The organism is Bacteroides sp. AM54-2NS, from assembly GCF_003602935.1.
GTDB lineage: Bacteria > Bacteroidota > Bacteroidia > Bacteroidales > Bacteroidaceae > Bacteroides > Bacteroides xylanisolvens.
This window is the reverse complement of sequence record NZ_QTMZ01000011.1, coordinates 37,924-52,893: the sequence shown is the minus strand read 5'-3', so window position 1 is coordinate 52,893 and position 14,970 is coordinate 37,924. Positions and strand designations below refer to the sequence as shown.

9 protein-coding genes and 2 pseudogenes are annotated in these 14,970 nt (G+C 40.2%); 8 read left to right on the top strand and 3 right to left on the bottom strand.

What is annotated here, in order from left to right; all coding sequences use genetic code 11:
• Positions 1-104 precede the first annotated feature (104 nt).
• The 3 genes from DXA05_RS09170 to DXA05_RS09160 all read right to left on the bottom strand — a co-directional run bounded on the left by DXA05_RS09170 (position 105) and on the right by DXA05_RS09160 (position 3,791).
• Positions 105-371 (bottom strand): hypothetical protein, encoded by a 267-nt coding sequence (locus DXA05_RS09170; protein ID WP_004299920.1) that lies wholly within the window; start codon positions 369-371, stop codon positions 105-107.
• Positions 372-645: 274 nt separating this feature from the next.
• Positions 646-2,202, bottom strand: coding sequence for a sulfatase (locus DXA05_RS09165; protein WP_118419219.1), 1,557 nt, complete (start codon positions 2,200-2,202; stop codon positions 646-648).
• A 215-nt stretch (positions 2,203-2,417) separates the two neighbouring features.
• Positions 2,418-3,791 (bottom strand): sigma-54 dependent transcriptional regulator, encoded by a 1,374-nt coding sequence (locus tag DXA05_RS09160; protein ID WP_004304936.1) that lies wholly within the window; start codon positions 3,789-3,791, stop codon positions 2,418-2,420.
• Between the two features lie 87 nt (positions 3,792-3,878).
• On the opposite strand from DXA05_RS09160, the pseudogene DXA05_RS09155 reads away from it, so the two are divergent.
• The 8 genes and pseudogenes from DXA05_RS09155 to DXA05_RS09125 all read left to right on the top strand — a co-directional run bounded on the left by DXA05_RS09155 (position 3,879) and on the right by DXA05_RS09125 (position 14,926).
• Positions 3,879-4,716 (top strand): annotated as a pseudogene (locus DXA05_RS09155) (peptidylprolyl isomerase).
• A gap of 5 nt (positions 4,717-4,721) precedes the next feature.
• The gene (locus tag DXA05_RS09150) at positions 4,722-5,960 is read left to right on the top strand and encodes a pitrilysin family protein (protein ID WP_117684364.1); all 1,239 of its coding nucleotides are present in this window, start codon (positions 4,722-4,724) and stop codon (positions 5,958-5,960) included.
• Positions 5,961-6,044: 84 nt separating this feature from the next.
• Positions 6,045-7,403 (top strand): MATE family efflux transporter, encoded by a 1,359-nt coding sequence (locus DXA05_RS09145; protein WP_022199757.1) that lies wholly within the window; start codon positions 6,045-6,047, stop codon positions 7,401-7,403.
• Between the two features lie 40 nt (positions 7,404-7,443).
• Positions 7,444-9,773, top strand: a pseudogene (locus tag DXA05_RS09140) (ATP-binding protein).
• A gap of 65 nt (positions 9,774-9,838) precedes the next feature.
• Positions 9,839-10,414: an RNA polymerase sigma-70 factor gene (locus DXA05_RS09135; RefSeq protein ID WP_004304929.1), complete on the top strand. Its 576-nt coding sequence runs from the start codon at positions 9,839-9,841 to the stop codon at positions 10,412-10,414.
• Between the two features lie 33 nt (positions 10,415-10,447).
• Positions 10,448-11,620 (top strand): FecR domain-containing protein, encoded by a 1,173-nt coding sequence (locus DXA05_RS09130; RefSeq protein ID WP_049701795.1) that lies wholly within the window; start codon positions 10,448-10,450, stop codon positions 11,618-11,620.
• Between the two features lie 16 nt (positions 11,621-11,636).
• Complete coding sequence (locus DXA05_RS27325; RefSeq protein WP_284515488.1) at positions 11,637-12,227, top strand: SusC/RagA family TonB-linked outer membrane protein; 591 nt, start codon at positions 11,637-11,639, stop codon at positions 12,225-12,227.
• Between the two features lie 35 nt (positions 12,228-12,262).
• A complete protein-coding gene (locus tag DXA05_RS09125) occupies positions 12,263-14,926 on the top strand; it encodes a SusC/RagA family TonB-linked outer membrane protein (RefSeq protein WP_284515487.1) in 2,664 nt (887 codons plus the stop codon).
• Positions 14,927-14,970 lie beyond the last annotated feature (44 nt).

Sequence of the window (14,970 nt, the reverse complement as noted above, 5' to 3'; positions counted from 1 at the left end):
ATAATAAAAAAGCCATCCCCGGAATAGACGAAAGTAGGGATGGCTTTTTTTGTAGTGTGCTTACTATTCTTCGGCAGACTATGTTTTGCATGTTGTTGGCAAGGTTATTCCTTGACAGGCTCAGCCGGTTTGTCTTTTGATGTAGTGTCTGTGACAACTGTATCATTGACATTGGCGGCGAGTGCAACCAGTGATGCCTTTGCAGGCGCGTCTTCTTTAGTTACAGTATCTTTTACTACTGTATCATTGACAACTGTTGCATTGATTTCTGTCGGGGCTGTCACAGCTTCTGCAGAACTCTGAGCCTTTACAAGGAATGAACCACCACAAACAAACATAAACATTGCTACTACTAATACTAATTTTTTCATAATCGTTTGCTTTAATGATTATTAGACATATGTTTTCAATTCTCTACCTTTGTGTTAAGGAATCGGTTATTGCTTTTCGCTAACGTCTAATTAAAGATCAAAGCGCGTGCCAAAATTAGATAATGTATGATAAGTGATTGATAAATAAGGGAATGAGGAAGATGATGCCAATTAGGATAGTGGGGAAGTATGTGTGGAGTGTGTGGAAACTGTGGCGGGGAGTGTGGAATTATTCCACACTCCCCGCCACAGTTCTTTTATTTAGGTAATCTATTTACTTAATTTCATCCGGCCAGGGACAAGGTTTACCTGTCGCTTTGAAAGTCGGTCGTTGTGCATCTACTTTTCTTAGAAAGTTGCCCAGCTCTTTAGAAAGTTTCTTCACGATGTCCGGATGCTGTGCACTAAGGTCGTTGCTTTCTCCTATATCATCAGGTATGTTGAATAACTCTTTCTTTCCTGTTCCATAGTAATAAATCAATTTCCAGTCACCGTTTCGAACGGCACAATTAAAGTTGATTCCGGGACCGTCATTTCCCCAGTTGTTAGGCATATTCCAGAAAAGACTCCGACCCTTAGCTGGGTTGCCTGTCTGTTTCAGCAGAGGGATGAAACTGATACCGTCTATCGGTTGAACTGTCTGGTAGTTCTTGACACCTGCCATTTCAAGAATAGTAGGGTAGAAGTCTTCTATCAACAAGTAGTTGTTGCATTTGCTTCCCGGAGCTACTACTCCCGGCCAGCTGATAATCATCGGTTCGCGGATACCGCCTTCATAAGTAGAACCTTTACCACTGTTCAATGGATAATTCTGTGTATGCAGCTTGCCGTCACGCCATCCGGATTCGGATGCAAGTCCTCCGTTATCACTCATAAAAATGATAATAGTGTTGTTGGCTTCTCCATTCTTTTCCAGCCAGTTCATTAAATCACCTAAACTTTTATCCATTCCTTCAATCAGTGTGGCATAAGCAGCTTCATGGTCTGTCATTCCTTTTTTCTTGTACTTCTCATAGAAGCGCATATCTTTGTTCAAAGGAATGTGGATGGCATATTGCGACATATACAAATAGAAAGGCTGATTATACTTTTTCGCTTTATCCAGTGCTTTAATGGCTTCCAACGTCAATGCTTCAGTTACAAAGGTTTCCGTTCCCCAATATTTCTCTAATCCGGGAACAGACATCAGTGATACCGCTTTCCCATCTTTGGTATGTCCGTAGTTCTCTTCTCCCAGGTAACTGGCAAGTCCACCGGCCGCATGTCCGGCAATATTTACCTCGAATCCCCAATGATGCGGATCTTCCCCTGGAGTATCTATCGCTCCGAAATGGGCTTTTCCACAATGTATAGTATGATAACCGCTGTTCTTTAGCAGTTGCACGAAGGAGGTTCCTACGAAAGTATGATTAGTGCCGGACACTTGACTTACTCCATTGTAATTCCAGTCAGGGACTGCCAGAATGCTATCTTTACGGTCTGTCATTGTATTCTTTTGCAGCGTCCAGTTAGTTACTCGGTGACGTGCGGCGTTGGTTCCGGTGATGAGGCTGCACCGGGTAGGAGAACTGATACTGTTGGCATACGCTTGAGTAAACATCATTCCCTGTTTGGCTAACCGCTCCATATTTGGAGTCTCGTACAATTCGTTATAGTGTGTCTTCTGTGTCCAGAATGGGAGTGAAGTATCCTGCCATCCCATATCGTCTACCATAAAGAGAATGATATTCGGACGTTTGTCCGCGTGTTCTATTTGCATATTGCTTTGTGCTTGCAGATTGGTTGCTGCGAGTGGCACAAATGCAAGGGGTAATAATGTTTTTTTATTCATGGGGGGCATTTTATTCTATGGAATATGCATTAAAATTAATAATATCTGGTAATGCGATAGATTCGGTTAAAGATAAGTTCGAGCACTACAAAAAGGAATCATTTCTCACCGTGATGAGAATAAATACTCATAATAGTGAGAATTTTTTCTCATTGCATTGAGAAAATTTTCTCATAGGCATGAGAACACTTGAGAAAATGCAAGAATGTAACTTGTTACAAATCAATATTGTATAATTTCAATTTATTATATAAAGTCTTTCGATCAATATTCAGTAATTGCGCTGCTTTACTCTTATTGTTTCCTGTTTGGCGTAGCGCCTCCAAAATATGCTCTTTTTCAGTCTCTTCATTGCGTAATGCAATGCTCGTATTGCTGGATGCAGGAGTTTCTAAAAGCTCGGTCCCCAATTCCAATAAAGTAATGAAACTGCTTTGTGCCAATAAAGTTGCTCTTTTGACGATGTTCTTCATTTGGCGCAAATTTCCCGGCCAATGATAATTCATTAAAGCTTGCGATGCTTTTGCATCGAAACCAATCAGGTGTTTATCCAGTTCCTTGTTTGCCTGATCGAGGAAGAAATTGGCAAAGAGCAGAATATCTTCTTTCCGTTCTTTCAGATCGGGCATACGGAGGGTAAATTCATTGATACGATGATAAAGGTCTTCACGGAAAGTACCTTTTTCAATGGCTTGTTCCAGATTCTCATTGGTGGCAGATACCAGACGAATATCTACCGATATCTCCTGTGTAGAACCTACCGGACGTATTTTTCTCTCTTGCAAGGCACGAAGCAGTTGTATCTGCACTTCATAACTAAGGTTTCCGATCTCATCCAGAAAGATAGTACCACCGTTGGCTGCAACGAAAGCACCCGTTTTATCTGTCAGAGCACCTGTAAACGAACCTTTCACATGACCGAAAAATTCGGAAGCAGCCAGTTCTTTGGGGATAGAACCACAATCTACGGCAATAAACGGTTTATCGTTTCGTTTGCTAAGTTGATGAATACGGTGCGCCACATACTCTTTTCCTGTTCCGCTGGAACCGTTGATAAGTACGGACATATTGGTCGGAGCTACCAGACCTACATAATTGTAGAGTTGTTTGGCTGCATCACTTTCTCCTTCCAGATAAGCACGATGATTTTCTGTTGAATCTTTAGATGAAGTAGAAGCACCTTTTTTAGAAGAAGATTTAGCAACGTTATGAGTAGCAGGACTCTTTTCAGACTGTAGACATTCAGAAATTTTCTTCAGTAATTCTTCCGGATTTACCGGTTTGGCTATATAATCACGTGCTCCCAGTTTCATTGCCTGTACGGCGGATTGTATATCCGCATAGCCAGTCATGATGATTAAAGGAATGTCCATGCCTTGTTCATTCATCCATTTCAGCAGATCGATACCTTCGTGGTCGGGTAGTCGCAGGTCTGATAAAATCAGATCGACGTTTTGGCTTTCGATATGTTTTCGGGCGCGGGCAATATTACTCACTGATGATACTTCAAAGCCCTTTTTGCCTAGCCAGGTTTTTAGCATCATTCCAAAAGTGATATCATCTTCAACGATCAATATGGAGCTCATCATGTCAGGTTTTGATTCTTTTAAGTCACAAAGGTAAGAGGTTTTGGGTGAAAGTGGTATATTTGCAAACTTAAATTAAATAAAAGTGTTATGAAAAAGATTCTATTGATCATATTAACCATATCGTTTTGCGGACTTACCGCCTGCAAAACCGGAACAAAAAAAGGAGGAGACATGGATAAAGAAACGTTGGTAAAGATGAAACAACTTTAGGAGGCATCGAGTGAAACTGTACAATGAGACACCGAAACATCGTGATAATTTTATCAAACTGGTGAAGGACGGAGTTTATGAAGGTACACTGTTTCACCGTGTTATCAAAGATTTTATGATTCAGGCCGGTGATCCGGACTCAAAAAATGCGCCGAAAGGAAAAATGCTGGGTACAGGAGACGTAGGTTATACTGTTCCCGCTGAATTTGTATATCCTAAATATTTCCATAAGAAAGGTGCCCTGTCCGCTGCCCGCCAGGGGGATAACGTGAACCCGAAGAAAGAATCTTCCGGTTGCCAGTTCTATATCGTGACAGGTAAAGTGTTTAACGACTCTACTTTGCTGGGAATGGAAAGCCAGATGAATGAGAATAAGATAAATGTGATTTTCAATACACTGGCACAGAAACACATGAAGGAAATTTATAAGATGCGAAAAGCAAATGACGAAAACGGTCTTTATGATTTGCAGGAAAAGTTGTTTGCAGAGGCACAGGAAATGGCAGCTAAACAACCGGAATTTCATTTCACTCCGGAACAGATTGAAGCCTATACAACGGTGGGAGGAACTCCGCATCTGGATGGCGAATATACTGTGTTCGGTGAAGTAGTGAAAGGTCTGGATATTGTGGATAAAATCCAGCAGGTGAAAACCGACCGTAGCGATCGTCCCGAAGAAGATGTAAAAATAACAAAGGTGACAATACTTGACTGAAATATATGAAAATCAACAGGCATATTCTTGATAATGGGTTACGTCTGGTACATTCGCAGGACGAAAGTACGCAGATGGTTGCCCTTAATATATTATATAATGTGGGAGCTCGCGACGAAGATCCCGAACATACCGGTTTTGCCCATTTGTTCGAACACCTGATGTTCGGAGGGTCGGTGAATATTCCCGATTATGATATGCCGCTTCAATTGGCGGGTGGAGAGAATAATGCCTGGACGAATAATGATATAACCAATTACTACCTCACTGTACCTCGTCAGAATGTAGAAACCGGCTTTTGGTTGGAATCCGACCGGATGTTGAGTCTTGATTTTAGCGAACGGAGTCTGGAGGTACAGCGGGGAGTAGTAATAGAAGAATTCAAACAGCGTTGTTTGAATCAGCCTTATGGGGATATCGGACATCTTTTGCGTCCTCTGGCTTATCAGACGCATCCTTATCAATGGCCTACTATCGGAAAAGAGTTGTCGCATATTGCCAATGCTACGCTGGAAGAAGTGAAGGCATTCTTTTTCCGTTTTTATGCTCCTAATAATGCCATATTAGCTGTGACCGGTAATATCTCTTTCGAAGAGGCGGTTGCTTTGACAGAAAAATGGTTCGGCTCTATTCCTCGTCGGGAAGTTCCTCAACGGAACCTGCCACAAGAACAGGAACAGACGGAAGAACGGCGGCTGACGGTAGAGAGAAATGTTCCTCTCGATTCTTTATTTATGGCATACCACATGCCTGCCCATTGCCATCCGGATTATTATGCATTTGATATTTTGTCGGATGTGTTGAGCAACGGACGTTCCAGCCGGTTGAACCAGCGTTTGGTACAACAGAAACAATTATTTTCGAGTATAGATGCTTATATTTCCGGCAGTGTAGATGCGGGGTTATTCCATATTAGTGGTAAACCTTCGGCAGGTGTCACCCTGGAACAGGCGGAAGCGGCAGTGCGGGAAGAACTGGAACTGTTGCAGCAAGAATTGGTTGACGAACAGGAACTGGAAAAAGTGAAGAACAAATTTGAGTCCACCCAGATATTCGGCAACATCAATTATTTGAATGTGGCAACCAACCTGGCTTGGTACGAATTGCTTGGCCGGGCGGAGGACATGGAAAAAGAGGTCGATCGTTATCGGTCTGTCACGGCTGAACAATTGCGGGCGGTAGCTCAATCTGCTTTCCGTAAGGAGAACGGAGTAATACTATATTATAAGAAACAACAAAATTAAATTCTCCCTTTTTATAATCTATCAGTGAAAGGGGAAAGTCCCTTTGCCTGAAAATGGAGATACGTTTAGGTAACGGAAAAGTAAATGAGACATATTTATAGTACATATAAAGAGCATTATAAAGCACTAATTTTTCTCGGACTGCCGATTGTGATCGGTCAAATAGGAGTAATCGTTCTTGGATTTGCGGATACGTTAATGATCGGGCATCATAGTACGATTGAGCTGGGAGCAGCTTCCTTCGTCAATAATGTGTTCAATCTGGCGATTATTTTCAGTACGGGTTTTTCGTATGGGCTGACTCCCATTGTGGGAGGTTTGTATGGAACCCGCCAGTATGCCCCTGCGGGACAGGCTTTACGCAACAGTTTGCTGGCAAACCTGATGGTTGCATTGCTGCTGACTGTCTGTATGACTGTTCTTTATCTAAATATAGAACGTCTCGGACAGCCGGAAGAATTGATTCCCCTGATTAAACCGTATTACCTTGTTTTGCTCGCTTCACTAGTGTTTGTCATGCTTTTCAATGGATTCAAGCAGTTTACAGACGGAATTACGGATACAAAAACCGCTATGTGGATATTGCTTGGTGGAAATGTCTTGAATATCATAGGAAACTATATCCTGATTTATGGAAAGCTCGGATTGCCCGAGTTAGGTCTGTTGGGAGCAGGTGTCAGCACGCTGTTCTCGCGTATCGTGATGGTGATTATATTTATCATCATCTTTATGCGTAGTCCGCGTTTTGTCCGCTATAAGATTGGCTTTTTCCGTTTGGGATGGTCACGAGCTGTATTTGGGCATTTGAATGGTCTCGGATGGCCGGTTGCTTTTCAAATGGGAATGGAGACAGCCTCCTTTAGTCTAAGTGCGATCATGATCGGTTGGCTGGGTACTATCGCTCTGGCTTCTCATCAGGTTATGCTGGCTATTTCGCAGTTTACATTTATGATGTATTACGGTATGGGTGCTGCTGTGGCTGTTCGTGTCAGTAACTTCAAAGGTCAGAATGATATCATTAATGTACGTCGTTCTGCCTATGCAGGTTTTCATCTGATGATGACATTGGGCGTTGTGCTTTCTTTGATTGTCTTCCTTTGCCGGAATTACTTGGGAGGCTGGTTTACCGACAGTCAGGAAGTGGCTGCTATGGTGACCTCTCTAATCTTCCCTTTCCTCGTTTACCAGTTTGGCGACGGACTGCAGATTACTTTCGCCAATGCTTTGCGTGGAATTTCAGATGTAAAACTAATGATGATTATCGCCTTTGTCGCCTATTTCATTATTTCTCTTCCTGTAGGTTATTTCTGCGGCTTTGTCATGGGATGGGGAGTAGTAGGTGTCTGGATGGCATTTCCTTTTGGTTTGACGAGCGCAGGATTGATGCTTTGGTGGCGTTTTCATCACATGACGAAACTCCCCGAACCTCACCCCAAAACCTGATGCTAAATACTTGATAATTAAAACTTAATACTTAACCCCAATGGCTTCCTTCCGTTTTACAAAGTTGAAAATAACCGCCGGTTACACTTTGTTGCTGGCGATCCTCCTTTTCTCGCTGGTGTTTGTACATCGTGAGATGGAAGCATTGTCGGCCGCCGACGATCAACAGAATTTAAGAACAGACAGTTTATTGACCCTTCTCCATGAGAAAGATCAAAACACGATTCAGATGTTGCGGGTGCTAAGTGAGGCAAACGACAGCCTTCTCTCTGCTTCGGAAATCGAAGAAATCATATCCGAACAGGATTCTGTGATTACCCAGCAACGGGTACAACATCGGGTCATCACCAAACGTGACTCGTTAATCACTACTCCTAAAAAGAAGGGATTCTTCAAACGACTCGCCGAAGTGTTTTCCCCTTCTAAACAAGACAGTGCCGTATTAGTAAATACATCGTTGGAAGTAGCCACTGATACCATTCTCCAACCGACCACTTCTAAAGATTCTCTTCAGCAGAAAATCCGCATGGCTACCGAAGAAAAACGGTTGCAACGGAGGAAAACAATCCGGCGTACCAGTACAAAGTACCAGCGGATGAATACGCAGTTGACGGCACGGATGGATAGCTTGATTAAACAGTATGAGGAAGAAATGACCTTGCGTGCCCGTCAGGATGCCGAACTTCAGCAGGAAGTGAGGATGCGGTCGGCACGTATCATCGGCGGTATCGCGGTTGGTGCCGTACTATTATCGGCTTTTTTCCTGATATTGATTATGCGGGATATTTCCCGTAGCAACCGTTACCGCCAGCAATTGGAGGTGGCGAATAAACGGGCGGAAGATTTGCTGATCGCCCGTGAAAAATTAATGCTTGCCATTACCCATGATTTTAAAGCTCCGTTAGGCTCAATTATGGGATATACCGAACTCCTGTCCCGATTGACAGAAGATGAACGGCAACGATTCTACCTCGACAATATGAAAAGTTCTTCAGAACATTTATTGAAGTTAGTCAGTGACTTGCTTGATTTCCACCGGCTTGATCTCAATAAAGCGGAAGTGAATCGCGTAACCTTTAACCCTTCCCAGCTATTCGACGAAATTTATGTCAGTTTCGAACCTTTGACCGCTGCCAAAGGTTTAGCCTTGCAATGTCACGTCGTCCCGGAACTGAATGGAAGATATATCAGTGATCCTTTGCGACTCCGGCAAATTGTGAACAACCTTTTGTCCAATGCCGTAAAGTTTACTCAAAAAGGAGAAATTAGCCTGACAGCCAGTTATGATTCTTCTAAGTTAACCATCGCCATTGCCGATACAGGAAAAGGAATGGCATCAGAAGATCGTGAACGTATCTTCCAAGAATTTACACGTCTTTCCGGTGCGCAGGGGGAAGAAGGTTTCGGACTCGGACTCTCTATTGTGAAGAAATTGGTAACTTTGCTTGAAGGAACCATTGACGTGCAAAGCACATTAGGAAAAGGGAGCTGTTTTACTGTAACTTTACCTCTTTATCCGGTAGGTAAATTCCTTGCAGAGAGCGAATCTCCGGAAAGTGAATCTTCGGAGAATGAAAGTCCATACGCTCTCAAACAGTCGGCTGCCATTCCTCCCATGAAAGTCATTCGTGTGCTTTTGATTGATGACGATAAGATTCAGCTGAATCTGACTGCCGCCATGTTGAAACAGCATGGTATTGATGCAGTGTGCTGTGAACAGCTGGAACAGCTGATTGAACAACTTCGCTCTTCCGTCTTCGATGTATTGCTGACAGATATACAAATGCCTGCCATTAACGGGTTTGATCTGGTAAAACTATTACGGGCTTCTAATATACCACAAGCAAAAACAATCCCTGTTATTGCTGTGACTGCCCGTAGTGAAATGGATAAAGCCGCTTTACATGAACATGGTTTTGCCGGTTGTTTGCATAAACCGTTTACAGTAAAGGAATTGTTGCTAACAGTAAATGAGGTCAACTTTCGGCCGATGAAGCGCATATAACAGAAGATATGCAACTAAATGTAAATGCCCTCACTTCTTTTTCGGAGGATGATCCTGAAGCTACACATTCCATTATCCAAACATTTATAGAGGAAACACAAAAGAGTGCTGACCGGATGGTGCAGGCATTAAATGCTAAGGAGGTGGATGAAATAGCTGCAATAGCTCACAAACTTCTTCCTCTTTTTACATTGATTGGAGCTGGGAATGCTGTAATTCTACTGAGTTGGTTGGAGGCAAGGCGTGGGGAGGACTTTTCTACGGAAATAAATGAAAAGGTTGAGAGCATTCTTCAAGAAATTCAGAAAATCCTGAAAGAGGTAAACGGTGTAGAGTGTTCGAATATTCTTAATTCTGAAATATGATTTAATGTTTATTTATTGTTTTTTTCTATCGTTTATTTCTATATTTGCTGTCTAAAACTTGCTAAATGATACGTGAGCCTGGTTTTTCTATTAATCGGAAAGATATATTTGAAAGATTGTTCAGTGATTATTACGGGATATTAGTATGTTATGCTCAAAAATATACGAAACGTGAAGATATAGCTGAAGATATCGTACAAGATGTATTTGCATCTTTGTGGGAAGAAAATCGTATATTTCCTTCGCAAGCGAATTTTCGTTCATTTCTTTATATTTCGATAAGAAATGCGGCTTTTGATTATTTGCGACATCAAAATGTAGAAAGTCGTTATATTGAAGAAGCTTTGACTGCAAATCGTTTCTTGTCGGATGATTCTTTTCAGAAAGAAGAAGTTTTTCGCTTACTATTTAAACAGATTGATTTACTTCCGGAACGTTGTCGGGAAATATTCTTGTTACATCTGGAAGGTTATGATAATGATGCTATTGCTAAAAAATTATCGTTGTCAATAGAAACTGTTAAAACTCAAAAGAAACGTGCAATGAAAACTCTTCGGAACAATCTGAAAGAGAAATTGCAAAAAAAATATCCAGATACCTCATTTTTTATTCTTTTCTTGTACCTCGATTTATATCTATAATCGTTTGTGTAATACAAATGATAATTAGATAGTATGGAGATTGAAAAACTAATTGTTAAATACTTGGTCGGGTGTTTATCTAAAGAAGAAGACCAAATTCTAAAAAAATGGTTGCAAGAGGATGAATCTCATCTGCGTTTTTTTCAGAAAATCAGCTTGGATAAGACTGCTGTTGAGGATTATCGTCAATATCATCGTTTTGATGCTAAATCGGATGAGGCTTTCCGTAAAGTATGGACCTCTTTACATAAGGGAACTAGAAGGATATCAACGCAAAGAAAAATAGGCTTTTTTTCTCGTCGTTGGTTGAAGATTGCTTGTGCTCTACTGATATTGCTATTTTCTGTAGGGGGAGGACTCTATTTTTACTATGAGGCATCACGAATAACTCCTGGAGAGTCAAAAGCAATATTGACTTTAGAAGATGGTAGTGCTAAACAATTGAAAAAATCAGGGCAAGAACATTGGATTTATATAGGTGATACACCTATTGCAAGAGAGTATGATGGGATGATTGTTTATCATATCCCAGAAACATCAAAAGTGGAAATAAGTCAACAGAATACTTTGTCTGTTCCTCGTGGAGGAGAATTTCGATTAACTTTATCAGATGGAACAAGGGTACATTTGAATTCTTTATCAGAGTTGAAATATCCGGTTAGTTTTAAAGGTATGAATGAACGAACTGTAGAATTGAAAGGGGAGGCCTTTTTTGAAATAGCGAAAGATTCATTACATCCATTTAAAGTAGAAACTCAAGGAATTTTGATACAGCAGTTTGGGACGGCGTTTAATGTGAAGTCTCGTGTGAAAGGAAAAGTTGAAGTTGCTTTAGTGCAGGGTAGCATTGGAATTTATACTCAATCTCAAAAGTTGCATAAACTATCACCAGGACAGCTAGCCATATGGGATGCTTCTACGGATCTTTTATCAGTTGAAAATAAAGATTTGTTATTAAATACCGCTTGGCATTCTAATCGTTTTATTTTTTATGATGAGAGTCTGGGAAGTCTGATGGAAGAACTTGCATTGTGGTATAATGTAGATGTTGATTTCTTAGATAAATCATTGAAAGAACTTCATTTCACAGGCAGTTTATATCGATATGACGATATAGCTGTCATTTTGAATGCTATCGAAGAGACAGTAAATGTTGACTTTAAGATTTCCGGACTTCGTATTAAAATTGATCGGAAGAATAAATAATAATATATAAGTGATTATGAGAATTCTAATTATTATAATGTTGCTATGTACAACATTAGTCCCTAATTACCTGTATGCCATTTCTCATGAAAATTATAGTGAGGAATCGTTCTTGTTCGTTGGTGAAGATTATATGCAAGAGAATTATAAGGTAACGTTACATTTGAGTGGTGTTTCTGTTAGTACATTGTTTAATGAGATCCAAAAACAGACCAAACTGGATTTTGTTTATAATACAGAATTATTGGAGACTATAACACCGATTTCCGTTACGGCAGAAAAGGAATCAGTTTTTGATGTTTTGAATCGTTTGTTTAATGGAACAGGTTTTATTTTTAAAAAGTCTGGCAATATTATCACTGTTAATAAAAAAGAAGAACTACAGCAGGATGATAAATTCTTAGTAACAGGAGAAGTAAAGGATGATACCGGTGAACCATTAGTCGGTGTAACTATACAACAAAAGGATACTCGTAATATTACGATAACGGATATGGATGGACGCTATTCAATTCAAGTGTCTAGTAAGGCAGAGGCTTTTTTAACTTTTTCATTTGTGGGGATGAAAACGAAAACAGTACCGTTAAGGGAAGAGTACTTAATGTAAAACTTGTTCAGGATGCGATTTCTATTGATGATGTCGTGGTTGTAGGAGCGTATGGTACAGCACAAAAGAGGCTAGACCAAGTCGGTAGTGCTTTTCAAGTGAATGCTGACCAGTTAAAAGCATTACCAGCTTTACGAGTGGATAAAATGTTGGATGGCTTGATTCCGGGAGTGAAAATTGATCCGAATACAGATTCACCGGATAATACACGTGCACGTTACAATGTAAGGGTTCGTGGAGATGCTTCTCTATCTGCTTCGAACGAGCCATTGTGGGTTGTGGATGGGACTCCTATTTATACAGGTGAACATACTAATTTGATTCCTGGAATGAGTACGACTATCAGTCCGTTATCTTTTATCAATCCTGATGATATTGAGTCAATAACAGTATTGAAGGATGCTACGGCAACTTCCATTTACGGAGCGAATGGTGCAAACGGAGTCATATTGATAACAACTAAAAAAGGAAAAGAAGGTGACTTGCGTATTCATTTAACGGCTCAATATGGAGTTGCAAAGATTGATAAGAGTACTAGTCCGAAAGTTCTGAATGCCAATCAATATCTAATGTTAGCTAAGGAAGCTTATCAAAATGCAGGGAACGATTTAAAATACTTTCCCTATACTGATAATGAAATGAACAAATACAGCCTTACAAATACAGATTGGACAGATGTGTTTTATGATACCGCTAATACTTTTCAAACAAATTTATCTTTAATGGGAGGGGCTCGGAATACAGCGTATTATTTATCAGCTTCTTATTTAGAGAATACAGCAACGGTGAAAGGGAATAAACAACAGCGTTTTTCTATTCGTTCTAATTTGGATTTTACTTTTCTTCGAAAGTTTAAGGTCTCGGTTGATCTTGCTACTTCTTATAATGTGAATGATTTGTTTAATCCAGGAAGGGATTATTATGAGTACTTACCGATATTCGAACCATATAATGAAGATGGAACTTTTCGTCTTTACAATAAGGTTATATCCGGAAAAGAAACGGATGGAAGTCCTAAATGGTCGGAGAACCGTTTCTTGAACAGTGTAGCGGAAAGGGAAGAGAATATTTATAATCAAAAGACTTTATATACGAATGCCAATTTAATGTTGAGATATGATATTCTTTCAGGGTTATCTTACACAGGACAATTTGGTGTTGATTATCAGTCAGGTAAGGAAGAAATTTATTATGCTCGTACTAATTGGTCCGGAATGACGAGCGCTGATGGTCCGATAGGTTATTCCACTAGAAACTCATTAAATATGATGAACTGGACTACTGTACATCGCATTAATTATAAGCAGTCTTTTGATAAACATGATATAAGTGGATTATTGGGGATTGAGGCTGGTTCACAGGACTATGTGACACTTGGAGTTACAGGGTCAGGCTTCATTAATGATCATATTCAAGATGTGTCTTATGCAAAAGAGCGTAAAGGGACTAATACTAGTAAGACGAAACGCAAAGCTTCTATGTTAGGGCAGCTTAGTTATTCTTACGATCATCGATATTATGTGACATTAAATGGACGTAGAGACGGAAATTCACAATTTGGGTCAGATGTACGCTGGGCTAATTTTGGTTCTATAGGAGTTTCTTGGAATGTTCAGAATGAGAGTTTTTACAATATTCCATGGATGAATATTTTGAAAATAAAAGCTAGTTATGGGGCAAATGGAAATTCCCGCTTAGGTTCTCAGGAAGCTCTTGGCTTATATTCTTATGGGGAAAGTTATTCTTATGCAGGAGAAATAGGTGGTGTTATGTCGGGGTGTCCAAACAGCCGTTTGAGTTGGGAAACTACTTATATGACAAATATAGGTGTTCGTGTACGCTTGTTCGATCGTTTGGATATAGAAGTTGAAGGGTATCATAATAAGACAACTAATTTGTTGAGTAATTTAGATGTTTCTCGAACGACAGGTGATACTCGTGTGTATAGAAATGTAGGAACAATATTAAATAAAGGGATTGAAGTGACTATAACTAGTCACAATTTCCGGCCGAAGAAAGATGGTGATTTCAGTTGGTTAACTGATCTGAATCTAGCACATAATAGTAATAAACTCTTAGAGCTATATAATGGCATTCAGAAAAATATGGGTGAGATGGTTTGGAGGGAAGGATATGACATACATACATATAACTTAGTGCGCTGGGCTGGAGTTGATCCTCGTGACGGAGCACCTTTGTGGTATGATGCAAAAGGGAATATAACACGGATTTACAGTACGGATAACCGTGTCCCGTATAAGAGTTCAACTCCTGTCCTAGCTGGTGGCTTGACAAATACTTTAACGTACAAAGATTTTAGTTTGCGCTTTATGTTCAATTATTCAATAGGAGGCTACGGATTTACATCTTTCGGTAGGGCAAGTAATTCGGATGGGTTGAATATAATGACGGAAAATCAGTCTATTGACCAGTTGAATCGTTGGCAAAAATCCGGCGATTTAGTGCTGAACCCTAAACCAATATGGGGTGTCTCTACTCAGTCGGTGATGAACTCTACCCGTTATTTGTATAACAAAACTCAGGTTCGTTTGCAGAATCTAGTATTTTCCTATCGAATTCCCCGGACAATTCTACATTCGACTGGCTTAAAAGATTGTTCTATTTCTTTAATTGGAGATAATTTATGGGTCTGGACCCTTATTCGGGAAAGGATCATAATTCTTATAAAACATGTATGAGTGGTTATCCGATGGAAAGATATTTCTCGATAGCACTAAATGTA

Bases quoted from the DNA above. Each gene is read 5' to 3' on its own strand.
- DXA05_RS09150 (WP_117684364.1), top strand. From the start codon at position 4,722: ATGAAAATCAACAGGCATATTCTTGATAATGGGTTACGTCTGGTACAT.
- DXA05_RS09135 (WP_004304929.1), top strand. From the start codon at position 9,839: ATGATACGTGAGCCTGGTTTTTCTATTAATCGGAAAGATATATTTGAA.
- DXA05_RS09145 (WP_022199757.1), top strand. From the start codon at position 6,045: ATGAGACATATTTATAGTACATATAAAGAGCATTATAAAGCACTAATT.
- DXA05_RS09160 (WP_004304936.1), bottom strand. From the start codon at position 3,791: ATGATGAGCTCCATATTGATCGTTGAAGATGATATCACTTTTGGAATG.
- DXA05_RS09130 (WP_049701795.1), top strand. From the start codon at position 10,448: ATGGAGATTGAAAAACTAATTGTTAAATACTTGGTCGGGTGTTTATCT.
- DXA05_RS09170 (WP_004299920.1), bottom strand. From the start codon at position 371: ATGAAAAAATTAGTATTAGTAGTAGCAATGTTTATGTTTGTTTGTGGT.
- DXA05_RS09165 (WP_118419219.1), bottom strand. From the start codon at position 2,202: ATGAATAAAAAAACATTATTACCCCTTGCATTTGTGCCACTCGCAGCA.
- DXA05_RS27325 (WP_284515488.1), top strand. From the start codon at position 11,637: ATGAGAATTCTAATTATTATAATGTTGCTATGTACAACATTAGTCCCT.